Origin of the sequence: Streptomyces sp. NPDC001787 (genome assembly GCF_040297465.1) — a bacterium.
Lineage (GTDB): Bacteria > Actinomycetota > Actinomycetes > Streptomycetales > Streptomycetaceae > Streptomyces.
On record NZ_JBEOZE010000009.1, the window covers coordinates 118,555 to 145,117 of the forward strand.

A 26,563-nucleotide genomic window follows, 5' to 3' on the forward strand; every position below is an offset into this window, starting at 1 on the left:
CAGGCGGCGCCGACCTCGAAGATCCTGGGCCCGGACAGCGGCTCCGGCGCTTCGAGACGGGGAGGAACAACCGATGTGGCAGTTCTTCGCGGACAATCCGTGGGTGGCCGTCTTCTCCGTGATCACGGTCGGCGCACTGCTCGGCATGGTGCGGTTCGGCCCCGTGAAGCTCGGTGCCGCCGGAGTCCTCTTCGTCGGCCTGCTCGTCGGAGCGCTCGACGAGGACATCGCCGCCGCCGTGCCCGCCGGGGTCTCCGCGCTGGGGCTCGCCCTGTACGTCTACACGGTCGGGCTGGAGTCCGGCCCCGCGTTCTTCCGTGAACTGCGCGGCCAGCTCCCGGTGATGGCCGGAGCCGTCGTGGCGCTCGCCGTCACCGCCGTCGTCGTCGGCTTCATCGGCCACAGCGGGTTCGGGATCAGCGGACCGTTCCTCGCGGGCGGATACGCGGGTATCGGGACCACCACTCCCGGTCTGGCGGCTGCCCAGGACGCCTCGCGGGACCCCACGGAGCCCGCCGTGGGATACGCCATCGGCTACCCGCTCGCCGTGGTCATCACCATCATGTTCGTCTCCGCGATCGCGGCCCGCCGCAGCTGGACCGCCCGCCGCGACCCGGACTCGGGTCTGCCGTCCACCCTCGTCACCCGTACGGTCCAGGTGGCCCACGACCATGTCTGGGCCGAGGTTCCGGGGGTCACCGAGCACCGGGTACTGGCCAGCGAGTACCGGCCGGCCGGGGGCCGTACCCGGGTCGCCGGGGAGCTGGACCGGCTGCGCCCCGGCGACCTCGTCGTGCTCGTCGGCGGAGAGGACGACGTGCGGGCCGCGACCGGCGTCCTCGGCTCCCTGGCCCCGCTCCATCTGCTGGACGACCGCAGCACCGTGGACTACCGGCGGATCCTGCTGACCAACCCGGACCTCGCCGGCCGCACCGTCGCCGGGCTCGGGCTCGCCGAGCGGTACGGCGCTGCCGTCAGCCGGGTACGGCGCGGCGACTTCGACATGCTCGCCCACGACGATCTCGTGCTCCAGCTCGACGACCGGGTCCGGGTGGTCATGCCGCGCGAACGGACGAGCGAGGTCACCGCCTACCTCGGCGACACGGAGGCGAAGGTGAGCGAGGTGAGCGCGGTCAGCCTGGGGCTCGGCCTGGCCCTCGGCTTCCTGATCGGGATCCCGTCACTGACCCTGGGAAGCACCACCCTGGCACTGGGCACGGGAGCCGGACCACTGGTGATGGGCATGGTCCTGGGCTGGCGACGGCGCACCGGACCGCTCGTGTGGACCCTGCCCACCCGCGCCAACCTGACGCTGCGCCAGATCGGACTGCTGCTGTTCCTCGCGATCGTCGGACTCACCTCCGGCTACTCGTTCCGGGAGAACGCCTTCTCGCTGTTCGGGCTGAAACTGGTGGCGGTACTGGCGATCGGAGCGGTGGTCAGCTACGCGCTGATGGTCCTGGTCGCCAAGGTGCTGGGGCAGAGCCGGGAGCGGACCATGGGCCTGCTGTCCGGCTATGTGGGCAACCCGGCGATCGTGGCGTACGCCAACAGCCGGGCGAGCGACAGCCGGATCAACAACGGCTACTCGACGCTGTTCGCGCTCGCCATCCTGGTCAAGATCGTCTGCATTCAGCTGATCGTCGGTCTGTGACGCCCGCCCGTCCTCCCGGCCCCGCGGTGCACCGGGCCGGATGGGACATCTGCCCGGCCGGCGCCGGTCGCCTCTACCCTGGGGCCCGTCACTCACCGGCCCGGAGGGAGCGTTCTGTTGAGCGAGGCGCTGTACGTGAGGTTCCAGAGCACCGTGCGCAGCCCGAGGGGGCACTTCCCCGGGGTGTTCGCCCTCGCCAACGGCCTGGCCAGGGAGGGCAGGCTGAGCGAGGAGCAGTACCGGTTCCTGCGCGCCGGCAACGACTGGTACGACAGCAACTACCCCAACCCGTCCGATACCGACCCGTCCGTCTACGACCCCGCGGTGAACCCGGGCGCCGCGGCCTGGTTCAAGGTGACGGCCGTGGAGCTCGTCGAGCGGGTCGACGGCTATCTCGCGCTGCTGGCCGAGCACCGGGTGGAGTGCGAACGGATCGAGTCCTCCGCGCCCGGCACGATCGTGTACGAGGACGCGTACCAGGTCGTCGTGACACCCCCGCGCGACGGCCGCTCGAACATCGGACGGACTACGGATACCCTCGACAACTCGCGTGCCCCACAAGGCCGATGACGGATGCCGGCCATGCCGGCCCCACGACCTGGTGGAGCGCCGGCCCCGTCCTGTTCGACGGGGGACGAGTCACCGCGCACCGCTGTGGTGCGCCACCAGTGAGCGGAGTCCTTTGATGTCCACGGAGACCGGCACGGCGCTCGACGCCGCCTTCCGCACCCCGGCGCCCGTACCGGGCCCGAAGGGCCTGCCGCTCCTCGGGAGCATGCCGCAGTTCGCCAAGGACCCGCTCGCGTTCTTCGAGCGTCTGCGCGGGCACGGCGACATGGTGCGCTGGCGTTTCGGCCGGAACCACTGCCTGTTCATATCCCACCCGGACTGCATAGGCGAGCTGCTCACCGAGACGGAACGTTCCTTCGACCAGCCCGCGTTGGGCATCGCCTTCCGTACGGTGATGGGCAACGGCGTGGTGGTGGCGCGGGGTTCGGACTGGCGGCGCAAGCGGTCCCTGGTGCAGCCCTCGGTGCGGCCGAAGCAGGTGAAGTCGTACGCGTCGACGATGGCCGACAGCACGGTGGAGCTCGCCGACACCTGGTCGGACGGTCAACGCGTCGACATCAAGCGGGAGATGGCCGCCCTGACGCAGAGGATCGCCGTCCGCACCATCTTCGGCGTCGACACCCCGGCGGACGCCGAGTCGATGGGCCGGGCGATGGACGTCGCCCAGCGCGAGATCGGCAAGGAGTTCAGCGGGATCGGCGCGCTGCTCCCCGACTGGGTGCCGACCCCGGGCCGGGCCAGGATCAAGAAGGCGGCCGCGGTGATCGACGCCGAGGTGGGCCGGGTCGTGGCCCGGCACCGCGTCGGCGAGGAGGACCGCCCCGACCTGCTGAGCCGTCTCCTCGCCGCCGTCGACGAGAAGGGAGCGCACCTCACCGACCGGGAGATCCGCGACGAGACGGTCACGCTGTACATCGGCGGCCATGAGACGACCAGCTCCACCCTGGTGTGGGCCTGGTACCTCCTGTCCCGCAACCCCCGGGCGCGGTCCGCGCTCGCCGAGGAGCTGGACCGGGTGCTCGGCGACCGCGAGCCCGGGTTCGACGACTACGCGCGCCTCACGTACACCCAGTCGGTGGTGAAGGAGACGCTGCGCCTGTACCCCACGATCTGGCTGGTCACCGGCGTGGCCAAGGAGGGCGCGCGGATCGGTGGCGTACCGGTGCCGCGGGGGACCAGGGTATGGAGCAGCCAGTGGTCCACCCAGCGGGACGCGCGGTGGTTCCCCGAGCCGGAGGAGTTCCGGCCGGAGCGGTGGGACGCGGAGCACGGCGACGAGATCGCGGAGTACGCGTGGTTCCCCTTCGGCGGTGGCCCCAGGGTCTGCCTCGGTACGCGCTTCGCGATGGTCGAGTCCGTCCTGATCCTGGCCGTGCTGGCCCGGCGCTTCGACCTGGACGTGGACCCCGGCACGGTCGGGCCGGTACCGACGCTGACGCTCCAGCCCGACCGGGACGTCATGGCGACGGTGCGGGCGCGCTGACTCCCGCCGGCCGGATCGGGGGCCGCCCTGACCGCGCCCGCGCGGCGGCCGAGGGGACACGTCCTCCGTGGGCGTGCCCCCCTAGCCTCCGCGACCGGCTCACCCCGGTGACCGGCCGGTCACCGGGGCAGCCACTGCCGCCACACCTCCGGGTTGGCCGTGATCCACCGATCGGCGGCCTCCCGGGGGGTGAGCTTCCGCGAGGCGATCAGCGCCGACACCTCGTTCTGCGCGTCCTCGGACCACCGGAACTTCCTGAGGAACTCGGCCGCCTCGCCGCCGCGCCGTGCGAAGTCCGCGTTGAGGTATTTCTGGAGGGGCGTCCTCGGGTACGCGCAGTCGATGTCCTCGGGCGCCTTCGCCCCGCACTCGTCGGTGTACGCGGGGAGTTGCACCTCCACCATCGGCACCTCGTCGAACAGCCACTGCGGCTGGTACCAGTAGCTGAGAAAGGGCTTCCCCTCCTTGGCGAACTGCTGGATCTGCGTGATCTGCGCGGCCTCGGACCCGGCGAAGACCACCTTGTAGTCGAGGCCGAGGTTCTTCACCAGCGCGGTGTCGTTCGTGACGTACGACGGTGAACCGTCCATCAGCTGGCCCTTGTCACCGCTCTCCGCGGTGCGCAGGTCGTCCGCGTACGCGTTCAGGTTCTTCCAGTCGGTGATGTCGGGGTGTTCGTCCGCCCAGTACTTCGGTACGTACCAGCCGATGTGTCCGGTGACGCCGAGGTCCCCGCCGCGCACGATGGTCTTCTTCCCGTCGACGTACAGCTTCTCCTGGTCCGGGTGCCCCCAGTCCTCCAGGATCGCGTCGACGCGGCCCTGGCTGAGCGCGTCCCAGGCGGGTACCTCGTCCGTCTGCACGAGGTCGACGCGGTAGCCCAGCTCGTCCTCCAGGAGCCGCTGGGCGACCGCGACGTTGGCCTGCGCGCCGACCCATGACTGCACGGAGAGGGTGACGGACCTGATTCCGGCGGGCGCGGCGAAGGGCGATGTCTGCCGGGTCATGTCCGCCGCGCCGCAGCCGGTGACGGCCAGCAGCACCGCGGCCGACGAGACGGCCGCGAACGTACGGACACGGGTACGGATTCGGTTACGGACACGGGTACTTGCACGGGTACGGGTTCGGGTGCGCGTCATGTCAGCTCTCCTGGTGCCGGCGGCGTTCGGTGGGCTGGGTGACCCGGTCCAGCATCAGGCCGAGGCAGACGATCGCGGCCCCGGCGACGAGTCCGGTGGCCAGGTCGCCCTGGGCGAGGCCGAGCACCACCTGGTAGCCGAGCGCACCGGATCCGACGAGTCCGCCGATGATGACCACCGCGAGGACGAGGACGACTCCCTGGTTGACGGCGAGCAGCAGGGCGGGCCGGGCCAGGGGCAGTTGGACCTGACGCAGCTGCTGGCCGCGCGTGGCCCCCAGCGAGCGGGCGCACTCCATGGCGGCCGGGTCGACGCTCCGCAGTCCCTGGGTGGTGATGCGGACGACGGCGGGCAGCGCGTAGACGACGGCCGCCGCTGCGGCGGGGGCGCGGCCGACGCCGAACAGGGCGACGACGGGGATCAGATACACGAACTGCGGCATGGTCTGGCAGATGTCCAGCACGGGCCGCAGCAGCCTTTCCAGACGTTCGCCGCGCTCCGCCGCGACGGCGACGGAGAAGCCCAGGACGAGGGTGACGGCGACGGCCGCGATGACCTGGCTGAGCGTGTCCATGGACGGTTCCCAGACGCCGAGGACGCCGATGGCCGCCATGGCAAGGACGGCGGTGGCCGCGGTCCGCCAGGTACCGAGGGTCCGGGCGAGGACCGCGACGATCAGCAGCACCGACCACCAGGGCAGGCCCTGCAGTCCGCCGCGCAGCGGGTTGAGGATCCAGTCCGTGAAGCGGGCGGCCCAGTCGGCGGTGCCGCCGACGACGGGCACGCCGGTGTAGAGGTGGTCGACCATCCACTCCTTGGCGGTGTTGACCGGCTGGGCGATGGCCACGGTCAGGCTCTCGGGCCAGACCCGGCCGTCCATGAGCCGTCCCGCCACGACGACGGCCACCGTGATCCCGGCGGCCGGTGCCCAGCCTCGCGCGCCCCGCAGACCGGCGGGGCCGGCGGGCGCGGTACCGATCCGCCGTCCGGCCGCCTCCGTCGTACGGTCCAGGACGACGGCGAGGAGCACGATCGGGATGCCCGCGGCGAGCGCGGCGCCGACATCGACCGAGGACAGCGCCTGGTAGACGCGGTCGCCGAGGCCCCCGGCACCGATCACGGACGCGATGACGGCCATGGACAGCGCCATCATGATCGTCTGGTTGAGGCCCAGCAGGAGTTCCTTGCGGGCCAGCGGCAGCCGGGCGGTCAGCAGGCGCTGCCGGCCGGTCGCGCCGAGCGAGGACACCGCCTCCATGACCCCCCGGTCGGCGCCGCGCAGGCCGAGGGCCGTGAGCCGCGCCATCGGCGGAGCCGCGTAGACCACGGTGGCGAGGACGGCCCCGGGCACGCCGATGCCGAAGACGAGCACCACGGGCAGCAGATAGGCGAAGGCCGGCAGCACCTGCATGGTGTCGAGCACGGGGCGCAGCATCCGGAAGGCGCGGTCCGAGAGCCCGGCCGCGAGCCCGAGGAGCAGGCCGAGCACCACGGAGGCGAGCACCGCGACGGTCATCAGCGCGAGCGTCTGGAGGGTCGGCACCCACATGCCCAGCAGCCCGCACACGAGGAACGACACCCCTGCCGTCAGGGCGAGCCGGAGCCCGGCCGCGCGCCGGGCGACGACGGCGGCCAGCACGGTGACACCCGCCCAGCCGAGGGCCAGCAGGAAGAGGTAGACAGCGCGTACGCAGACCACGACCGCGTTGCTGATGTGGCCGAAGAAGTGGAGGAACAGCGGGTGGCTGTCACGGTTTCCCACGATCCAGTCGGTCACCTCGCCGAGCGGCGCCGACAGGTCCACGGTCAGCGCACCGGGCCAGGCTCCCCCGCCCCAGCGGGCGTGGACGAACGGCACCGCGACGACGGCGAGCACCGCGAGCAGCAGGAGCCGGGCGAGGGCGGGCCGGCGGCGCAGCGCGGCCACCGGCCCCCGGCGCGGACTCCCGGGGGCCGGGCCGGTGGCGGTGAGGGACGGGGGCGCGGGTACGGGTGCGGGTTTGACGGTGGCCATCAGGCGGTCACCTCGTGGCCGCCGTCCGGGGCCTCTCCGGCGGTGCCGTCGAAGGGGACCTCACGGGCCGCAGGGGTTCGGTCGCGCGCGGGGAACCCGCCCGAGGATTCCGCGCGTGTCCCGGTCCCCGCGACGACGGCGAGCAGGCACGCGTGGTCGACGACGCCGACCAGCCTGCCGTCGGCCATGACCCGGGCGGCGGGCTCACCGGTGCGGGCGACCGCTTCGATGGCCTCGGAGACGGTGGCGTCGGGGCGCAGGGCCGGACCGCGTCCGCCCTCCCCGGCGGCCGGGGGCCGCATGGCGGTGGAGACGGTGAGGACCTGTTCGCGCGGCACGTCCCGGACGAACTCGCGTACGTAGTCGTCGGCGGGCGATCCGACGATCTCCTCGGGGGTGCCGAGCTGCACGATGCCGCCGTCGCGCATCAGGGCGATCCGGGTTCCCAGGCGCAGCGCCTCGCCGAGGTCATGGGTGATGAACACCATCGTGCGGCCCTCCTCGCGGTGGAGCCTGACCACTTCGTCCTGCATCTCCCGGCGGATCAGCGGGTCGAGGGCGCTGAACGGTTCGTCGAAGAGGAGGACGGACGGGTCGACGGCGAGTGCCCGTGCCAGTCCGACACGCTGCTGCTGCCCTCCGGAGAGCTGTGCGGGGCGGCGGTCCTCCAGGCCGGACAGGCCGACCTTGGCGACGAGTCCGGCTGCCCTGGCCCGGCGCTCGGCCCTGCCCAGGCCCTGGATCTCCAGGCCGTAGGCGACGTTGTCGAGGACGTTGCGGTGCGGCAGCAGCCCGAAGTGCTGGAAGACCATCGCGGCACGGTGGCGGCGCAGTTCGCGCAGCCGGGCGCGGTCCATCGCGAGGACGTCCTCGCCGTCGATGGCGATGGTGCCGCCGGTGGGCTCGATCAGCCGGGTGAGACAGCGTACGAGGGTGGACTTGCCGGAGCCCGACAGGCCCATCACGACGAACACCTCGCCCTTGCGGACGTCGAAGGACACCTCGCGCACGGCGACGGTGCATCCGGTGCGCTCGCGCAGTTCGGCGGCGGGCAGGGCCGCGTACTCGCCGCCGGGGACGCGGGCGGCGCGGGGGCCGAAGACCTTCCACAGGTCCCGGACGGCGAAGACGGGGGTATCGGCTCCGCTCATCGGCCCTCGCCCCCGGTCCGGGCGTCGGCCGCGAGCAGTTCGGCGCACTTCTCGCCGACCATCAGGACACCGATCATCGGGTTCACGGCGGGCATGGCCGGAAAGACGGAGGCGTCGGCGATCCGGATGCCGTCGAGCCCCCGGATGCGCAACCGCGGGTCGACCACGGCCCCCTGGTCCTCGGGCGCGCCCATCCGGCAGGTGCCCGCGGGGTGGTAGACGGTGTGCGCGGCCCTGCGGGCGTAGGCGCTGATGTCCTCGTCCGAGGTGACCTCCGGGCCGGGGCACACCTCCCGCTTGAGCCAGTGGGCGAGCGGTTCGGTCTTCGCTATCTCGCGGGCGAGCCGGATGCCGTCGACGAGGGTGCGGCCGTCGTGGTCCTCCTCGTCGGTGAAGTAGCGGAAGTCCAGGGCCGGTTTGACCTCGGGATCGGCGCTGGTGAGGTAGAGGCGGCCGCGGCTGCGCGGCTTGGGGATGTTCGGGGTCATCGACACCCCGTGCTCGGGCTTCTCGTAGCCGAGCCGCTCCGGGTTGTCGGTGAACGGGATCTGGTAGAAGTGGAACATCAGGTCGGGGCCCCGGGAGTCGGGGTCGCGGCGGACGAAGAGTCCGGCGTCGGAGTCCATCGCGGAGTTCTCGGGTATGGGCCCGTCGGTCTCCCAGACGATGACCGACTCGGGGTGGTCGAGCAGGTTCTCGCCGACCCCCGGCAGGTCGTGGACGACCGGAATACCCAGTTCCGCCAGGTCCTTCGCGGGCCCGATCCCGGAGTGCAGCAGCAGCCGCGGGGTGTCCACCGCACCCGCGCAGACCAGGACTTCGCGCCCGGCGCGCAGCAGGGTCTCCGTACCGTCCTTCGCACGGACGCGCACGCCCGTGGCGCGGTTGCCGTCGAACTCCAGGCGGTAGGCCCAGGTCTCCAGCAGGATCGAGAGGTTGGGGCGGTCACCGGCCTCGATGTGCGGATGGAGGTAGGCCACGGAGGCGGAGGAGCGCTTGTTGTTCCCGGGGTGGTAGGCGAGGTCGAAGAAGCCCACGCCCTCGTGGAACGGCTCGCTGTTGAAGCTGTCGACCCGCGGCACCCCGGCCGCCGTCCGTGCCGCTTCGACGAAGTCGCGGGCGATGGCGTTACGGTCCTTCTCGTCGACGGGCACGATGTGGTTGCGCAGCCGGGCGAAGTACGGGTCCATGGAAGCCGCGTCCCAGCCCTCGGCGCCCGCCTCGGCCCACTCGTCCCAGTCTCCGGGCAGCGGTTTGAAGCTGATCAGCGTGTTGTGGGAGGAGCAGCCGCCGAGCACCCGGGCCCGGCTGTGGCGGATGTGGGAGTTGCCGCGCGGCTGTTCGGTGGTGGGGTAGTCGTAGTCGAGGTCGCCGCCGAGCAGCCCGAGCCAGCGGCGCAGGGTGAGCACATCGTCGCGGTCGATGTCGGTGGGACCGCCCTCGACCAGCGTGACGGTGACCTCGGGGTCCTCGGTGAGCCGGGAGGCGATGACCGAACCGGCGGTGCCGCCTCCGACGATCACGTAGTCGACGGGTTCGGGGAGTGCGGTGCTGTGGGGGGACGGGGGCATCGGCTTCACTGCTCCTTCTGCGAAATGCGCGTACGAGAGGGGAAGTTCGTGCGACAACGGCGACGTGCGTGTGGGGGGTGGGGGCGCGGAACGGTGACGGGGCGGGCGCGGGAACGTGCGTGCGGGCACCGCGCGGGCCGGTGGGCGGGCGCGGGTGCGGACGGGCGCGGGTGGCGCTGTTCCTGTCCGGCCGCCGGAAGGCCGGATCAGCCGTACCGGTCGGCCGGACCCGGTCGGCCCGACCGGTTCAGCCGGCGAACCAGCGCTGCGGGCGCGGGTTGAGGTTCTGGTAGATGTGCTTGGACTCGCGGTACTCCGCCAGTCCGGTGGGACCCAGTTCACGCCCCGTACCGGACTTGCCGAAGCCTCCCCATTCGGCCTGCGGAAGGTACGGGTGGTAGTCGTTGATCCATACGGTGCCGTGGCGCAGCCGCCCCGCCACCCGCCGGGCGCGTCCCCCGTCCGTGGTCCAGACGGCGCCCGCGAGACCGTAGTCCGTGTCGTTGGCCAGCGTGACGGCCTCTTCCTCGGTACGGAAGGTCTCCACCGTGAGGATCGGGCCGAAGGTCTCCTCGCGCACCACCCTCATCCCCCGGTGGCAGCCGTCCAGCACGGTCGGGCGGTAGTAGTAGCCACCCGCCGGCCGCACGGCGGAGGGCTCGGGGCGGGCGCCTCCGGAGCGGACGACCGCGCCCTCCTCGCGGGCGGAGGCGACGTACGCCTCGACCTTGGCGAGCTGCTGCGCGGAGACGAGCGGGCCGCACTCGACGCCCGGCTCGGTGCCGCGCCCGAGCCGGATCGCGTCGGCCCGGCGGGCCAGTTCGGTGACGAAGCGTTCGCTGACGGACTCCTCCAGGATGAGCCGGGCCCCGGCCGAACAGACCTGGCCGCTGTGGAAGAACGCGGCGTTCAGCGCCTGGTCGACCGCGGTGTCGAAGCCCTGCTCGGTGGCGCAGGCGTCGGCGAACACCACATTGGGGTTCTTCCCGCCGAGCTCCAGGGCGACCTTCTTCACGGTGGGGGCGGCTGCCCGCGCGACCTTGGTGCCGCTGGCGAGGCCGCCGGTGAACGAGACCAGGTCCACGTCCGGGTGTTCGGAGAGCCGGGCCCCGACCGGGTCGCCCGCGCCGGTGACGAGGTTGGCCGCGCCGTCGGGCAGTCCGGCCTCGGAGAGCAGCCGGATCAGATGGACGGTGGAGAGCGGGGTGACCTCGCTGGGCTTGAGCACGAAGGTGTTCCCCGCGGCGAGCGCCGGGGCGATCTTCCAGCTGGCCTGGAGCAGCGGGTAGTTCCAGGGGGCGATCAGTGCGCAGACACCCACCGGCTCGTGCACGACGATGCTGTGTACGTCGGGGTCGCCCGCGTCGACGACCCGGCCGCCGCTCTCGTTCATGACGAGGTCGGCGAAGTAGCGGAAGGCACGGGTCACGTCGTCGACGTCGACGCGGCCCTCCTCCAGGGTCTTGCCGGTGTCGCGGCTCTCGGTGAGCGCGATCTCCTCGCGGTCGCGCCCGAGCAGGTCCGCGACCCGGCGGAGCAGCCCGGCCCGCTCGGCGACGGGTCTGTGCGGCCACGGGCCGTCGTCGAAGGCGCGGCGCGCTGCCGCGACGGCGTCGTCGGTGTCGGGGACACCGCCCTCGGCGACGACCGCCAGGACGGTGGCGTCGGCGGGGTCGAGGATCTCGCGCGTCGCGCCGGATCCGGCGGCCCGCCAGGTGCCGTCGATGTGGATGGTGCTGAGCGCCGACATGTCGCGTTCTGCCTTCCGTGCCCGAAAAGCTCCCCGCGGGTCGGCCGGGAGCGTCCTGTGCGCGGCGGACCGGGGGCGCGGTCGCACCAGCGGCCTGGACCCCTCCCCGGTGTGGGGGAATGTATGCCGGGATCCTCACTCCGGGTGACATGCCTCACGTCGGGCGACCCGCCCGGTCTCAGTCCGAGGCCCGGCTCCCCGGCTCCGTCCGTGCCAGCCACCGGGCGATCCGTTCCCAGCTTCCGGGGTCGTGCTCCCGCGCCACGGCGGCGAACCGTTCGGGCCGGGCGAGCAGCCGCCGGTGCCCGGCGTGGATCTGCGCGTGGGCGAGCAGCCAGCCCGCCGTCAGGTGCGGATCGGCCGGGTGTGCACGCGCCCCGTCCGCGAACCCCTCGCGGGCCGCCCGCGCGTCGCCCGCGGCGAGCAGTTCGTCGGCCGTGCGCCGGGGGGCGGACGCCGGACGGGGACGCAGATAGAGGCTGCCGCGGCCGTCGGTCCAGTGCGTACGCCCCCCGGCCGCCGGGGCGATCAGGGGCGGACGGGGCGGTACGGGACCGGCCCCGGAGCCCAACGCGGCCAGCAGCGCGGTGCGTTCGCCCTCCGGGCAGCGCAGGTTGCGCAGCCGCCACTCGGCCCGGTGGCTGGTCGCGGCGGCCCTGGCCCGCGCCACCGCCGCTTCGTCCACGGGCTCCCGCAGCCAGCCGTCCACGGTGTGCGAGAGCCGGGCGACCAGGCGCCGCCCGGGGCCGGTGAGCCGCGCCCGCGTGGCGAGGGTGCGGAGCACCATACGGGTCTGGACACGGCGCAGGGCGAACTGGAAGGGCGCCAGTTCCTCGGGATCGGCGGACCTGTCGCCGATCCGGTCCCGCCAGAATCCGGCCACGCCGACGAAGGCGTACGCGCCGTGGAGCAGCCCCGGCAGATGGCGCGGATCGGAGCGCCAGGGCGCGTAGTACCGCTCCTCGCGGTCGTCGTCGAGCATCGGGAAGAGATGGAGCAGGGCGCCGAGCTTGCTGTGCTGGAACTCGTGCACGAGGGTCTCGGCGAGCGCCAGCCCGTCGCCGGGCCTGGCCACCACCATGGAGCCGAACGCGTCGCCGGTGGAGGCGCTGAGTCCGGCGGCCGGCACGGGAAGCCGCCGGCCGTCGCCCTGCGGGCGCCAGGGGACGATCCGGCCGATCTCCTCGGGGCGCAGCGCGCCCGCTTCCGCGCCGCCGGGACGCAGGACCGTCAGGGCGTCCCGGAACAGGGCCTGCCACGAGTCCAGTTCCCCGGGGAGCAGGCGGGCGGGGGCGATCGGTTCGTCCAGGTCCCGGTACGGATCGATGTCGTCCAGCTGGACGTGACGCGCCCCGTCGCCCACGGGCAGTCGGTGCACCGGCTGCCAGCGGGCGGATTCCGGGTCGGTGAGGGGCCGCACGACGACCGGGTCGCCGTATCCCCCGCCGCTCTTCCGGCACCGGACCGTGATCGCTCCCCCGGACACGGCCGCGTGCACCGGGTGGAAGGCGTCCGCCGGGGGGTGCGGCAGCCTGATGAGCCCCAGCGCCGGGAGGCTGAGCGTCGCGGAGCGCGCGGGCAGCAGCAGTGCGGCGTCCGTCCCGGCGCGCAGGGCCGCCGTCGCGGCGACGGCGGCGAGCTGTCCGGCGTCCGCCCACAGCGGCGGCCCCGAGGTGGTGCCGTGCAGACGGCGCAGGGTGTGGGCGAGCCAGCTGCCGACCTGCGGGCTGAGCAGGAGCGCGTCCACGGCGTCCGGTGCGCGCTCGGCGGCGGTCTCCAGCACGGGCCAGATCGCGGGCGCTTCCAAGGGGCCGAGAACACCGGGGTGTTCGTCGAGCCGGTCCAGGAGCTCGCGCAGCAAGAGGAGGCGGCGGGTCCGCTCGCCCTCGACCAGGAACGCGACGGCCTCGCGCGAACCGCCGCCCGAGGCGATCTCGTCGAACAGCGGGCCGGGCATGCGGATCGGGGCGTACACATCGCTCCCTGTCGTTGGCGGCCGGCTCCCTGCCGGTGTCCTCCGTTCGGCCGTGCGGTCCCGCGGCGATGCGGCTATTCGGCCCGTCCTGGTTCGGAACCGCCGACCATGGCGTTGCCCCGGGCGCGCCGGATCTCCGCCAGCAGCCGTGGGCCCGGGTCGGGGGCCGGGAGGCGGCGCAGGTCGGCGATGCTCACGGCCGCCAGGTCCATGACGTCGCTCTCGACGTGGTCATTGGTGCGGTCGGCGGGTACCGGCTGGTACAAGGCGCGCTCCCCCTTCGCGAGCGGTGGCACACGATGCCACCGTTTACTCCATCATGACGAACGGGACCCCTTCCGGAAACCCGTGTGATCACGCCAGTCGATCATTTTCCTGCCCGCTGGGAAGCGATCAACTCCTGTATGGCCTCTTGGAGTTCGGCGGCACGTTCCGGATCGACGTCGAACAGGGTGACCGCGTCGAAGAGTTCTCCCAGTCTGTCCGGATGCGCCCCGAGAGTCCGTACGATGCCGATGACATCGGTCCGCGGCATCGAGTGCCTCGGCATCCGCCCGACGACGGCGGCGGGCAGTTCACGGACGAGCGCCTGCCGTTCCTCGCGGTCGTTCATCAGGGGGTAGGCCAACAGCGCTTCGACGAGCCGGGCCAGCGGCCGGGCCCCCGTCGCACGGGCCTCAGCCGGTCCCCGCGGTGCGACGGAAGCCTCGGTACGGCCGGGTCTGTGCAGGTGGAGGGTCGGCAGCTGGTCGGTGCCGCCCGCCGCCCGGAGCGCGTCCAGCCGGGCGCGTACCGCCTCGAACAGGACATCGGGGTCGGGGACCGGGTCGGCGGGGAGTTCCCGCAGCACGATGTCCGAGAACACCCCTGTCCGGCGCTCGGGATCGTTGGCCGCGCGCTGCCCCCTGGTGGCCGCGAACATCAGGACCTGCTCATGGGCCTGGACCCGCTGCCCCGCCGGGAGCCGTTCGTCCGGCAGCGAGTGCGGGAAGTTGTGGCGTTCGTCGAACGTCTGACACGCGTCGACCATCCACGTCTGCCGCGCGAAGCCGGTGAGCGTGTCGCTCCTGAGGGTGCCGCGGGCCGATTCGACATCGATGTTGCGCCGGTCGGGAACGGTCGCGTCGGCGCAGTAGAGCCGCAGACGCTCGTCCTTGTCCAGCACCCCGTGCCCGCCCCACCACACCCACAGCGCGTCGCCGCTGCGGGCGGGGATGTCGGTGACGAAGGCGTTGCGCAGGGAGTTGTGGTCGGCCGGGCGGAAGGGGACGCCCGGGTCCTCGCCGTCCAGCGGAGCGAGGTGGAGCAGGATGTTGGTCTCCGGTACGCCGCGGGCCAGCAGCCAGTCACGGAACCGCAGGGCGTCCCTGACCGGTCCCGGCAGGTTCCAGCCGTCACCGGCGGCGTACCGCTCGATCCCGACCACCAGGGCGAGCACCCGGTGCGGTGCGGTCCCTCCCCGGGTCACGGGAGCCGCTCCCCGATCGCGCGGTAGACCGCCGGATCGCTCCAGTACGCGCTGTGGGCGACGGGAAAGGGCTGCCGGCTGTCGGTCGCGATGTCCTGGGCGCGGTTGGGGAAGAGCGGCTCGGCGGCGTACCCGAGCAGGTCCCGGCGGTCGTGCAGATTCAGCCAGTGAGGGACGTGCGCGGGCAGCGGATCGGGGTGGACGAGCGTCGGCAGCGCGCCGGTCTCGTACAGGAACGGGCCCTGCGACCCCACGGTCACCAGCAGCTCCACACCCGGCAGCGGGCCCGATATCAGGGTGTCCAGGGCGATGATGCCGCCCAGGCTGTGGCCGAGCAGGACCACCGGGGGTTCGGTGGCGGCGACGAGGTCGCGCAGTCCCCGGCGCGTCTCCTCACCCCGGGCCAGGTACTTCAGGATGTCCCCGGCAGCCGGGTGGGCGGCGTCCGTCAGTGCCCGGCGCCGCCGGACGGCGTAGCGGGAGCCCAGGCGGACGAAGGGCCCGGCGACCAGGCCGAGGACCGCGCCGCGCTCCGTTCCCGCCGGGACGGCACCGAGCCGCGCGGCGAGCGCCTCGACCGCCGCGTCCCTGGTGTCCCCGTCCGCCAGCACCGGTTCACCGGCGTCGAGGGCCGCGGCGACGACCGTGGCGGTCAGCGCGCGGGCCAGCACCCAGGGCAGTTCCCCGGCGTCCAGCGCCTCGGCCGCGGGCGAGAGGAGGGGGCTGCGGGCCAGTTCGGCGGCGGCCCGCTCCAGCCCCGGCCCGAGCTGTCCGGCCCGCTCCTCGCCGCGTGCGGCGAGGCCGGTGAGCAGGGCCCGGGGCCGCTCGTCGGGGAAGGCCACTCCGGGCGGTGTGACGTGTGCGGCGGCCCCCGCCGCGGCCAGGGCCAGTTCGGCCATGGGGTCCTCGTACAGCCGGGCCCAGGCCTCGGTCACGTCCTCCGGGTCTCCGGGACCCCCGGCGCTCCGGTGCGTCCCGGTGCCCGGTCCGGACGGGATGCTCGCGCCGCCCGCCGCGAGCGCGGCGCCGTACCGCTCGCCCCAGCGGTAGGCGGCCAGGGGCACACCGGGTGCCACTGTGCCCAGGCCCCGGGCGATCCGGTCGAGCAGGCCGGTGAGACGCGGTTCGCGCACTCCCGTGCCGTGGATGAAGAGCACTGTGGTCATGGGTCCGCCCCCGTTGGTCCCTGGTCCCCGGACCGGCCCGCCGACCTTCGGCCGGCCGGCCGGGAACGACACTCCGCTACGACAGGTCGATCACTCCGCTACCCGCTCACAGCGGCAGCGCGGCGATGTCGCATTCGATGCGCTGGTGCAGCCGGGCCGCGGTCTGCCAGGGGTGGTCGTCCCCCAGCACCCGTGAGAAGCCCTCGATCGCGACCGCGTTGAGGCGGTCGGCCTCCGCCGACTGTCCCAGACCGCGCTGGTCCAGGGCCAGGTTGGCGGTGCACACGAGGGTCAGGGGGTGTTCGGCGCCGACGCTCTCGGTGAGCCTGGCCAGGATGCCCGCGTCGGCTTCCTTGGCCCGGGAGAAGTCGAGCCGGGCGTAGTGGTTGTTGGCCCGGCTCATGGCCGCCGTGAGCGTGTTGACGTGCCGCTCGCCCAGGGTGCTCTCCAGCAGCTGCCAGGCCTGGATGTCCAGGGCCTCGGCCTTGTCGATGTCGCCCTGCGCGCGCAGGGTCGCCGCCAGATTGACCTTGGCGAACTGGGTGTGCGGGTGCCGGGCGCCGACCACGGTGCGCAGCCCGGCGAGCGCCTGCTCCCCCAGTTCCCGGGAGCCCGCGAGGTCGCCGTTGAGCCGCCGCTCGACCATGGTGTGGATCGCGGCGGCCAGGGCGTCCAGGTTGTTGAGACCGTAGCGGGTGGTGAACCGTTCGAGGTTCTGCTCCGCGAACGCGGCCCCGCCCTCGACCACACCGGCCCTGCGCCGGCACACGGCGAGGAGCAGCGCGGAACGGATGGTGGCCGCGTTGCTCTCCCCGAAGTGGGTGACGTAGGCCTGGTGGTTGGACTCCTGGAGGGCGCGCGCCCCGAGGTAGTCGCCGTTCTCGCGGATGTCGATGGCCAGACCGTTCAGCGTGTTCAGGGTGAGGCCGCTGGCCGGTCCGTACAGCAGTTCGCGCTGGCGTGCCGTCTCCTCGTCGATCTCCCTCGCCTCGACGAAGCGCCCGCCTGCCCGCAGCGAGACGCAGTAGTCGTGCGCGGCGCTGAGCGTGGCCGGGTCCTCCGGGCCGAACAGGTCGCTGGCCCGGGTGAACGCCTCCTCGTCGAGGTCGCAGGCGGCCTGGAACTCGCCGCGCTGGCGGAGAGCTCCCGCCATCTGCCACATGGAGTCGATGAGTTCCTCGTCCGGGATCTGGGCCCCGCGCGAGATGGCGAGCGCCCGTTCGTTGTGGGCCGCCGCCTCCTCGGACCTGCCGAGCAGCCGGAGGTAGAAGCCCAGCAGCTTGGTGACCCGGATGACATGCAGGTCCTCGTCGCCGGACTGGGCGCGCCAGGCGGTCCAGGCGAGCCTGGCCTGTGCCGCCCCCGATTCGTGGGCTCCCCAGTAGTAGAGGAAGAACACCATGTCGTAGACCAGGTCACGGACCCAGGCGTCGGAGCTCTCGACGGCTCCGGAGGCGATCACATGCGGCAGGATCGCCTGGTAGGCGGGCCATTGGTCCGGGGAGGCGGGGGCGCCGGGCTTGGCGGTGGTCAGCAGCAGGTGGGCGGCCCGGGTCATCTTCGCCCGTTCCTCCTCATCGAGCCTGGCCACGATGACGTTCTGCATCAGGCGGTGCATCTGGAGGGTGCCGGACTTGTGGTCCAGCCGTACCAGGGACAGTTTGCTGAGGTCGCGGGTGGCGCGTGCGAGCAGCAGCGGGTCACGCAGCACCGGGTCGAGTTCCGGGGTGATCTCGACGTTCCGGCCGCCCCGGAGCATGTTCAGCGGGATCGGCTCCGGCGCCATGCAGGCGCAGATCTCCAGCAGTTGGCGTGCCGCCGGGTTGTCCTGCGAGAGCCGGCCGAGCGAGATGTCCCAGACCGCCGCGACGGGCAGCGGGTAGTCGGGGGACGGGTCGAGCTCAAGGATCTCGGGACGGCGCTGTTCCAGCAGGTCCAGGTATTCGTTCACCGGCATGCCGGTGGCGGCGTGCCAGGCGCCCGCCTGCTCGACGGCGAGCGGCAGGTCACCGAGTGCGGCGGCGAGCCGGTCGGCGTCGTCGGCGCTCATGCCGCGCGCCCGGCGCTGCAGCAGGGTGATGCTCTCGTCGCGGTCGAACACGTCGACGCTGAGCGGGGTGGCCACCCGTTCCCACTCGCGGTTGCGCGAGGTGACGATGATCTTGCCGGGGCCGCCGTTGGGGAAGTACGACCGTACGGCCTCGATGTCCTCCGCGTTGTCGAAGACCAGCAGCCAGTTGTCGAACGGCTTGCCGGTGCGCAGCGCTTCGCGCACGGCCGGTACGGCGGCGTTGGCCTGGGGTCCGACCTCCAGGCCGAGGCTGCGGGCCAGATCGGCGAGCGCGCCGAGGATCAGGTTCTCCTGCTCCGCCGGAATCCACCAGATGACGTTGAACTCGGCGCTGTGCCGGTACACGTACTCGACGGCGATCTGGGACTTGCCGACGCCGCCCATGCCGTGCAGCGCGTGCGGAAGGACGGCGGTCGTCTCGTCCTCCTGCAACTGCCGCTCCACCGCTGCCAGAAGACTCTCCCGACCGGTGAAGTTGGGGTTCTTCGGCGGCACATTGCCCATGATCTTCGGCTGGCCGGTGCGGACGAATCGTAGCTCCGGTGCTGTGCCGTCCATGCTCTGCTCGTCCCTCCGGACATCCTTGTCAGCTGTTACGGGTGTCGTGGGCGACACAGATCCTCCTGGTGAAGCGGCCGGATGCGACCGGAGAGCTGGAGCATTCACATCAAATGCCTCTTTATCATCCCTGATCGCCTCCGCTGCAGATCCCTCGCCGTGCAGCAGCCGGTCGGCCAGGCGAGCCGCACGGTGTCTGTACGGCAGTCCGCCCAGAGCACGCAGTACGGCCAGTTCGATGCGGAGCCAGGCAGGTCCGGCTCCACCGTCCGGGAGCGCGGCCCGCACCGGGTCCCGCAGTGCCGCCCTGAGCCTGATGCCCTGCGCCTGCCCGGCCCGCGACTCGGCCAGCAGCCCCACCGCTCGGGCCAGCTGGGTGCGGTTGCCGGTCGCCAGCAGCGCCTCACGCACCCCTTCGGCGAAGTCGGGTCCGCCCTCGCCCTCGGGCTCCCAGTCGATGAGCCCGCCCATCATGATCTCGGCCAGGTGGTCGGGGCCGGACTCGGGAAAGGCCCGGTCGCGCAGTTCCTCGATGACGTCGAACCTCAGCGGGGCGACCGCCAGCAGCACCGCGAGCTGCCGGGCGAGCGGACTGGCCAGCGAGGCGAACTTCCGTACGGCGGCCACCGCCGCGCGCGGTCCGTCGATCCGGGGGCTGCGCAGCCCCGGCGCCGCGACCCCCTTGGTCATGGCTCCGGCCAGCACCACCGGAAGGGTGCGCCGCACACCGCGCTCACCGGTGATCAGATCGGCCCACGAGCGGAACGACCCGGCGCGCAGGCTCAGTACGGGGACCGGTACGGAACCGTCGTCCGGGTCGGCGAGCCGGCGCGAGCGGTCCCACGCCCCGAGCGGCGGACGGCAGCCGAAGTGCCGGTTGAGCGCCCCGAAGCCGGCCGCGTCCAGCTCGGCGCGGAAGGGGTACAGCGAGGAGCGGTGGCGCAGGTAGGGGGGCAGCAGATGGACGAGTGCGGTGGGCCCGCCGGAGGTGAGCCGGCCCAGCAGTTCGTCCGCGCCCCGGCCGGCCCAGCCCCGGGCCAGCCCGTCGGTGACGACGAGGAACAGCCGCGAGCCGCGTCCGTCCAGCAGCTCGGCCGGGTCCGCGTGCCGGTCACCGGGCCAGCGCAGCACCGGCGCCCCCTGCCCGGGAAGCGCGACCTCGACGGTGCGGACGTCGCGGAAGGCTCCGCTGCGGACGGCCTCGTCGGTGAGCCGGCGGACCGTGCTGTCCCACACGGGCATGGTGGGCGCGCTGTCGACGAGGAGCATCAGATCGAAGGCGCGCTCCCGCACGGGCCGGAGGTAGGGAATCCACAGCCCGTCGCTCAGCCCGCACTCCGCGGTGCGCGCCTCGTCGAGGCGGTTGCGGTGCCGCGAGGGGACACGCCGCCCCAGCCCGCGCAGCGATCTGGCCAGCCGCAGGGGCGCCACGCGCCGCACGGGAGGCTTCACCGTGGGGACGGCCGTGTCCGGCCGGGCGGTCCGGGTCTCCTCGACCGCGCTCAGGACGAGTTCGCGCGGCTCCTGGCCGTCCGCGATCCCCTCGGGCGGCACCTCCGGCGCCATGTCACCCGAAGGAGGCGGAACGGCGTCGGGCAGTGCCTCCGGCCCGTCCGGTAGGAGCGCCGGTACGTCCGCCGCCCGCGGGGAGCCGCGTCCGGCCAGTTGCCAGCTCGCTGCCAGCCAGGCCGCGTCGGCCAGATCCTGCCAGCCCAGGTCGCCGCTCGTGTCACCGCCCGTGTCACGCGCGGTGGCGTCACCGCCCGCTGTGGACGGCGTGTCCGGAGCACGCTCCCGGGGCAAGCCGTTCATCAGCGGCCCTTCGAGAGGTCGCGGAGCAGCATCTCAATCAGCTTACGCCCGTCCTCGTCGTCCTGGAATCCATCGGCCGTGGTGAGTTGGACGGCGTTCAGCAGCTGGTCGACCGACTGGGTCCCGCCGCTGTGCAGCCGCTGCTCGAACTCGTCCACCAGCGCCGAGACGCCCTCCGGCCGACGGCGCAGATGGCTGACGACGATGGAGATCAGCTGTTCCCGGCCGGGCGGGCGCATCTCCAGTGGCAGACAGCGGCGCCGGAACGCGGCCGGGAACTCGCGCTCACCGTTGCTCGTGATCACGACGACGGGGAACTCGGCGCATTCGACCCGGCCCGCCTCGATGACCGCCCGGCGCTGGGGGTCGTCGGTGAAGACCGACACCTCCCCCACGCTGCTGCGCACCAGCTCCGGGATGTCGTAACTGCCGTTCTCCAGCACGTGGAGCAGGTCGTTGGGCAGGTCGATGTCGCTCTTGTCCAGCTCGTCGACCAGCAGCACCCGCGGGCGGGCGTGGGCGAGCAGCGCGGTTCCCAGGGGCCCCAGGGTGACGAAGTCCCCCAGGTCGGGTGCGCCCGCCCCGTCCGCGGCGGCTCCGGTCTCGCCGCCCGCACGCCAGGCGGCGATCGCCTGGGCCCTGCCGATGGCGTCGTACTCGTAGAGACCGCCGCGCAGCGTCGTACGGCTGACGATGCTCCACGGGAGTACCCGGCCGAGCCCCAGCTCATGGGCGATCAGGTAGGCGAGGGTCGACTTGCCCACCCCCGGCGGCCCCGTGACGAGCAGCGGACGGCGCAGCAGGAGCGCCGCGTTGACCGCGTCGATCTCCTCCTCACGCAGTTGGGGGCCCTCCTGCACGACGCCGAGGCGGCGTCGGGTGGCCTGGGCGTCGTCGGGCGGCTCCGGCTGTACGGGGCTGCCGGCGAACACCCGCCAGGGCGGCGGCTCGGGAAGCGCGGGAGGATCCCCGGCGGGCGACTTCCCGGTGGCGTGGAACACCCTCCAGGCGGGCGGCGGCACGGGTGGTGCGGATGTGTCCTGCTCGGTCATGCCGACAACTCCTCCTCGCAGTCGACCAGCCTGTTGGGGTCGTCCCAGAAGAACGCAATATGTCTTCCCAGAAGCAGGCTTCCGCCATCCAATTCTTCAGCCCCTTTACGCAACTGTCGTACTTTTGACGGCAGTTGGGCTGGATTGTGTCCAAGAAGCACCGTCAGTACCTCACCCGACTGGGCCGGGCTGTCCGACCGCCGGTCCCATGCGGCCAGGCCCACTCCCTCCGCGATGGCGGCGGTGAGCGCCTCCAGGCCGTGCCCCGGCAGAGCGGGCACGTCGAGTATGACGGCGGTCAGCCGCGGCTCGGATGCCAGCGTGGCACGCCAGCGGTCGAGTTGCGCGTTCTCTCCGGAACGCCAGCGGTGGGGCTCGGCGGCTCCGGCTGTTTTCAGCCGCTTCCAGCGGGCCCGCCAGCGCCTCAGCTGGGCGGGGTCGCGATTCCTCATGCGTTCGAGGCTCCGCAGATGGATGTGGTACCGAAGGCCGATCGGCAGCGGGTCGAAAGACTCCGTACCCAGTTCCAGGCGGGCCATGTCGTGATTGAGCAATGGGTACGGAAGGACGAACTCCACCTGCACGGGAGGCTCGTTCTCCAGCTCCGGGACATCCGCCCAGTGCGCCTCACCGCTGCCGATCGCCCGGTCCACCGCCACGGCGAGGGTGTCCAGGGTCGTGCGCTCCACGTCACCGGCCACCGGCTCCCAGTAGCCGGGCGCCGGATTGACCCAATGCCGTACGAAGACGTCCGCCGATCCGTCGTCGGCGGGCTCCACCATCACGACGAGGGCGCGCGGTACCTCCGGGTCCGCCCCGGACGGGCTCGCGATCCCCTGCCGTCGTACCGCCAGCGCCTCCACGGCGTCCGCGCCCGCCTCCCGGGCCCAGCGGTCCGACCACTCCCGTAACTTGTCGCCCACCGGCTTGGACTGATGGGCGATCACCTCGACCAGCACGAGGGCCGGGGGCAGCCCGTCGGCCTGCGTATTGACTTCGCGCAGATAGTCGAAGCGCTGCATCGGGGACAGCCCGTAGGGCACGTCGATCCCCAGTTCGCGGCCGAGCACCGTGTGCAGCCGGCCGTCGTCGGCGTCGCGCACCTCGCCGAGCAGCCGCCCGATCTCCCGCAAGGCGCTGTCACTGAAGACAGGAGCGAGGTCCGCGGTCGTCTCGGCGGGGTAGGAGCTGCCGACCAGCCTGGCCAGCCGCGCGGAGTCCTCGGGACCGGAGGCGACACTGACGCCGAAGATCAGGGCGTCCAGCCCGCCGTCACGCTTGAGGACGTCCATGACGAGCGAGAGCATGTCGACCCGCGGCGTCTTGCGCGCGTAGTTGATGTCGGCGCGGAGCTGGAACGCCACCAGCGCCACGAAGTGAATGCACTGCTCCGGGTCGCGCACGCAGTCCAGCGCGCACAACTCGTCGACCAGCGCACCGACCAGACGCGGATCGATGTCGCGCGGTCCTTTCGGCGCGAGTGCCACCACCGACCATCCCCCGTTGCGCCGGTAAACCTTCCACGATCGATCGCGAAGTTATCACGCGGGATCTTCCGCAACCAGGTTGGACCGCAGGCCCGTTGGGACCATTCCACCCCTTCGGACCGGTTACGCCGCACAGATACAGCACTCCGCGACAAGTACCGCCCACCGGACCTCTCACCCGGACGAGTGGGTCGTGGCGTCGGACGCCGTCCGCTCACCCCAGCAGCACGGGGAAGGACTCCATGTCGTTCTGCGTCATCACGGGCAGCTTGCGGATCTCCTCGTCCGGCACGGCGAGCCTCAGCCCGGGGAAGCGCCCGAACAGGGCGGGCAGCGCGATGGCCGCCTCCACCCGGGACAGGGCCGCGCCGGGGCAGATGTGCGGGCCGTGACCGAAGGTCATATGACGGATGGGGGTGGGCCGGGTGATGTCGAAGGCGTCGGCGTCGGCGCCGTGCTGCTCGGTGTCCCGCCCGATGGCGCGGTAGGAGATGACGACCCCCTCGCCCCGCTTGATCACCTGGTCCCCGACCTGGATGTCCTCGGTGGCGAACCGCATCAGCAGATGCGTGGTCGGGGTGTCCCAGCGCAGCGTCTCCTCGATCACCGTCTCCCAGCCGATCCGCCCGTCCAGCACCATCCGCAGCTGGTCCGGGTGCGCGAGCAACGCCCGTACGGCATTGAGGATGAGGCCGATGGTCGTCTCGTGCCCGGCGGCCACCATCGCCTTGAGGTTGCCCACCACCTCTTCCTCGGTGAGCGGCTCCCCGCCCTCCTCGGCCAGGATCAGCGCACTGGTGAGGTCGTCGCCCGGCCGTGCCGTCCGCTCCCGGACCAGGGCGTAGTAGAAGACGTCCAACTCCTCCAGCAGCGCGAGGCGTTCCTCCTGCGGGGTGAGCATGGAGAAGAAGGCCTTGTACCGCCGCATCAGCATGGGGTGCCGGTCCTCGTCCACCCCCATCAGCATGCCGACGACCCGCATGGGCAGCGGCTGGGCGAACACGGACTTGAGGTCGACGACGCCGTCCCTGCCCCGCTCCTCCAGATCGTCGAGCAGTTCCGCGGTGAACCTCTCGATGTCGGGGCGCAGCGCTTCGAGCCGGCGCGGGGTGAGGGCCTGGGAGGTCTTGGTCCGCAGCCGGCGGTGCTCGTCGCCGTCCACCGTGAACATCGAACGCCCCGCGTCGATCATTCCGATCAGCGGCCAGTCCCGGGTCACCGCCCCGCTCCGCCAGAGCTCCCAGACATCGATGTCCTTCACCAGCCGCGGGTCGACGAGGAGCCTGCGGGCCTCGGCGTGCCGGGTGACGGTCCAGGCGGGCACGCCGAGCAGTTCGATCCTGGCGAGCGTCCCGGCCTCCCGGAGCCGGGCGGTCTCCCCGTCCAGGTCCTGGACCATCGGGTCGACGACGACGGCCCCACCGCCCGAAGAGGCCTGGCGGTCGGCAGCGTGCGGGCATTTCACGACGGGTCTCCTGTCGTACGTACGGGGGTGAAGCGGACGGGCAGCGCGGTCATCCCCCGCAGGAACGCGGAGGGCCGGCGGACCAGGTCCCGCGCGGGGACGGCCAGTTCGAGGTCGGGCAGCCGGTCCAGCAGGATCTCGATGCCGGTCCGGGCGATGGTCTCGGCGATCTCCTGGGCGGGGAACGGGCATCGGTACTCACCGTGGCTGAACGCGAGATGCGCGCTGTTGCCGCCCTGCCCCGGCCTGCCTCCCTGCGAGGGGAACTGCTGGCGGATGTGCGGATCGGCGTTGGCCGCGCCCAGCCCCAGGAGCAGCATGTCACCCCGGTGGATGTTCCGCCCGCCCAGATGGGTGTCCCGGGCCGCCCACCGCCCGGCGAGGATCTGGGTCGGGCCGTCCTCCCACAGGACCTCGTTCATGGCTTCGGCGACGCTGTGGCGCCCGCCGGACAGGGCGGCGGCGAACTGGTCCTCCGTGAGCATCAGCCGCATGGAGTTGCCGATCCAGTCGGCGGTGGTCAGGTGACCCGCCGCCGTGATGGCCATGAGATCGAGCGCGTACTCCTCGTCGGTGAACCGCTCGGGGTGCGCGAGCATCCGGGAGGTCACGTCCTCCCCCGGGATCGACCGTTTGGCCGCGACCAGCCGCCGCATGTGCTCGCCGAATCGCGCGTGCGCCTCCTGGGCCCCGGCTCCGCCGTCGGCCAGGTCCCCCAGCACCCGGGCGATGTCCGCGCCCTCCGCGTCCGGGAAGCCGACCAGCCGCGCGAGCACGAGGACGGGCAGCGGTACGGCGAACTCGGCGATGAGATCGGCCGTGCCCCGGCTGCAGATTCCGTCGATGAGCCGGTCGGCCAACTGCTCGCAGTGGGAACGGATTTCGAAGGGATCCGCGCCTTCGAGCGCGGGACCCACCATCTCTGCGTGCCGCCGGTGCTCGGCGCCCGCGGTGAAGTAGATGGACGGCATGGGCTGCCCGACCATCGGCAGCAGCGGCCAGTCCTCGGGGACCCGGCCCCACTGGTTCCACAGCGAGACGTCCCGGGGGAACAGTTCCCCGTCACTCGTGACCTGATGGAGTTCGCGGTAGCCGATGACCAGCCAGGCCGGTATGCCTCCGGGCAGTTCGACGGGAACGACCGGTCCGTGCTCGCGCCGCATGGTGCGGTAGAGGGCCTGGGGCTCGGTGCCGGAATCGGCTCCGCCGAGCGGAACGGCGCCCGGGGCACCGCCCGCGGGACAGCCGCCGGCCGTGGAAGCGGGCGCGGTGGGTGAGGGGTTCGTCATCGTACGGACTCCAGTGGCGACGGCTTCGCGCGTTGCGACCATACGATCAACGCGGCACCACTATAAGGAGGTTAGGTGAAGTTTCGGGGTGTCTGCCGGATCCTTTCCTGAACGCTTCCGATCGGGCGGGGGCGACAACTGCCCATCATTGACCACAAGATCGGCACAGGGGGGTAGCTGGCTACCAGGTCCCTCTGGGGGATAACCCTCAGCGAAGTCGGGGTCTATTTGGGTCGCACGGTGGACGCCCGGTCCATAGATTCTGAGGTGGAATCAACGCACCGCACACCATCCCCTCCGGAGGAACCCCGTGACCGCCCCCTCGCACCGTCCGCACCGGCAGCCGCTCCCGGCCCACCCGCTCGTGGCGGCCTTCGTGCGCTTCGTGGTGTGCGGCGGCGGGGTCGGGGTCGCCTCCAGCGGCGTGCTCGTACTGCTCAACGGACACCTGCCGATGATGGTGGCGAACGCCCTGGTCACGGTCGTCTCCACCGTGATGGCGACCGAACTGCACCGCCGTGTCTCCTTCCGCAGCGGGCGCGGGGGCTGGGGGGTCCACCTCCAGTCCGGCCTGACGGCCGCCGTGAGCTACGCCTTCACCACCGGGGCGCTGTTCGCCCTGTACGCCCTCGACCCCACGCCCTCCGCACCCGTCGAGCAGACCGTCTACCTGTCGGCGTCGGCGCTGGCGGGGGTCGGACGGTTCGCGCTGCTGCGGATCGTGGTCTTCGCCGAGCGGCCTGCGGCGAAGCCCTCCGCGCTCGGCAGGTCGGCCGTGGCGATGGCCGCCTGACGCACCGCACGCGCCCGCGCGGCCGACGGCTGGTCATCGTGGCCGGTCGGACGCTCCACACCGGAACGCACGGCCGGGCCGGGCCTCGGCCCCGG

General features: G+C 72.4%; 18 protein-coding genes. 4 read left to right on the forward strand and 14 right to left on the reverse strand.

What is annotated here, in order from left to right:
* Window positions 1-73: 73 nt before the first annotated feature.
* The 3 genes from ABT170_RS15440 (at window position 74) to ABT170_RS15450 (ending at window position 3,707) form a co-directional block, all read left to right on the forward strand.
* Window positions 74-1,654 carry an aspartate:alanine exchanger family transporter gene (locus ABT170_RS15440; RefSeq protein WP_329946688.1) on the forward strand — a complete coding sequence of 527 codons (1,581 nt, stop codon included), beginning with the start codon at window positions 74-76 and terminating at the stop codon, window positions 1,652-1,654.
* A 117-nt stretch (window positions 1,655-1,771) separates the two neighbouring features.
* Window positions 1,772-2,224, forward strand: coding sequence for a hypothetical protein (locus ABT170_RS15445; protein WP_351867628.1), 453 nt, complete (start codon window positions 1,772-1,774; stop codon window positions 2,222-2,224).
* A 115-nt stretch (window positions 2,225-2,339) separates the two neighbouring features.
* Window positions 2,340-3,707 (forward strand): cytochrome P450, encoded by a 1,368-nt coding sequence (locus tag ABT170_RS15450; RefSeq protein ID WP_351867631.1) that lies wholly within the window; start codon window positions 2,340-2,342, stop codon window positions 3,705-3,707.
* Between the two features lie 119 nt (window positions 3,708-3,826).
* Here the strand turns inward: ABT170_RS15450 and ABT170_RS15455 are convergent, their stop codons facing one another.
* The 14 genes from ABT170_RS15455 to ABT170_RS15520 all read right to left on the reverse strand — a co-directional run bounded on the left by ABT170_RS15455 (window position 3,827) and on the right by ABT170_RS15520 (window position 25,675).
* A complete protein-coding gene (locus ABT170_RS15455) occupies window positions 3,827-4,846 on the reverse strand; it encodes an ABC transporter substrate-binding protein (RefSeq protein WP_329946685.1) in 1,020 nt (339 codons plus the stop codon).
* Between the two features lies 1 nt (window position 4,847).
* Entirely contained in the window at window positions 4,848-6,860 is a 2,013-nt protein-coding gene (locus ABT170_RS15460) for an ABC transporter permease (protein WP_351867634.1), read from the reverse strand.
* Complete coding sequence (locus ABT170_RS15465) at window positions 6,860-8,011, reverse strand: quaternary amine ABC transporter ATP-binding protein (RefSeq protein WP_351867636.1); 1,152 nt, start codon at window positions 8,009-8,011, stop codon at window positions 6,860-6,862. Before ABT170_RS15465 ends, ABT170_RS15460 begins: the two co-directional genes overlap by 1 nt.
* A complete protein-coding gene (locus tag ABT170_RS15470; RefSeq protein WP_329946682.1) occupies window positions 8,008-9,582 on the reverse strand; it encodes a GMC family oxidoreductase in 1,575 nt (524 codons plus the stop codon). Before ABT170_RS15470 ends, ABT170_RS15465 begins: the two co-directional genes overlap by 4 nt.
* Before the next feature lie 247 nt (window positions 9,583-9,829).
* Window positions 9,830-11,332, reverse strand: a complete 1,503-nt coding sequence (locus ABT170_RS15475; RefSeq protein WP_329946681.1) for an aldehyde dehydrogenase family protein — start codon at window positions 11,330-11,332, stop codon at window positions 9,830-9,832.
* Between the two features lie 178 nt (window positions 11,333-11,510).
* Window positions 11,511-13,307: an HEXXH motif domain-containing protein gene (locus ABT170_RS15480; protein ID WP_351867641.1), complete on the reverse strand. Its 1,797-nt coding sequence runs from the start codon at window positions 13,305-13,307 to the stop codon at window positions 11,511-11,513.
* Between the two features lie 74 nt (window positions 13,308-13,381).
* Window positions 13,382-13,573 carry an aldo/keto reductase gene (locus ABT170_RS15485; RefSeq protein ID WP_329946679.1) on the reverse strand — a complete coding sequence of 64 codons (192 nt, stop codon included), beginning with the start codon at window positions 13,571-13,573 and terminating at the stop codon, window positions 13,382-13,384.
* A 101-nt stretch (window positions 13,574-13,674) separates the two neighbouring features.
* Entirely contained in the window at window positions 13,675-14,775 is a 1,101-nt protein-coding gene (locus tag ABT170_RS15490; RefSeq protein ID WP_329946678.1) for an effector-associated domain 2-containing protein, read from the reverse strand.
* Complete coding sequence (locus ABT170_RS15495) at window positions 14,772-15,941, reverse strand: hypothetical protein (RefSeq protein ID WP_351867644.1); 1,170 nt, start codon at window positions 15,939-15,941, stop codon at window positions 14,772-14,774. The genes ABT170_RS15490 and ABT170_RS15495 overlap by 4 nt, the downstream gene beginning before the upstream one ends.
* Window positions 15,942-16,047: 106 nt before the next feature.
* On the reverse strand, window positions 16,048-20,382 hold the full coding sequence (gene fxsT, locus ABT170_RS15500; protein WP_329946676.1) for an FxSxx-COOH system tetratricopeptide repeat protein: 4,335 nt from the start codon (window positions 20,380-20,382) through the stop codon (window positions 16,048-16,050).
* A complete protein-coding gene (locus ABT170_RS15505) occupies window positions 20,382-21,434 on the reverse strand; it encodes an AAA family ATPase (RefSeq protein ID WP_351867648.1) in 1,053 nt (350 codons plus the stop codon). The genes fxsT and ABT170_RS15505 overlap by 1 nt, the downstream gene beginning before the upstream one ends.
* Window positions 21,431-22,921 (reverse strand): VMAP-C domain-containing protein, encoded by a 1,491-nt coding sequence (locus ABT170_RS15510; RefSeq protein WP_329946674.1) that lies wholly within the window; start codon window positions 22,919-22,921, stop codon window positions 21,431-21,433. The genes ABT170_RS15505 and ABT170_RS15510 overlap by 4 nt, the downstream gene beginning before the upstream one ends.
* Before the next feature lie 214 nt (window positions 22,922-23,135).
* Window positions 23,136-24,386 carry a cytochrome P450 family protein gene (locus ABT170_RS15515; RefSeq protein WP_443034396.1) on the reverse strand — a complete coding sequence of 417 codons (1,251 nt, stop codon included), beginning with the start codon at window positions 24,384-24,386 and terminating at the stop codon, window positions 23,136-23,138.
* Window positions 24,383-25,675 carry a cytochrome P450 gene (locus tag ABT170_RS15520; RefSeq protein WP_351867652.1) on the reverse strand — a complete coding sequence of 431 codons (1,293 nt, stop codon included), beginning with the start codon at window positions 25,673-25,675 and terminating at the stop codon, window positions 24,383-24,385. Before ABT170_RS15520 ends, ABT170_RS15515 begins: the two co-directional genes overlap by 4 nt.
* Window positions 25,676-25,985: 310 nt before the next feature.
* Here ABT170_RS15520 and ABT170_RS15525 point away from each other — a divergent pair, with 310 nt between their 5' ends.
* Window positions 25,986-26,468: a GtrA domain-containing protein gene (locus tag ABT170_RS15525; protein ID WP_329946672.1), complete on the forward strand. Its 483-nt coding sequence runs from the start codon at window positions 25,986-25,988 to the stop codon at window positions 26,466-26,468.
* The last annotated feature ends 95 nt before the right edge of the window (window positions 26,469-26,563 follow it).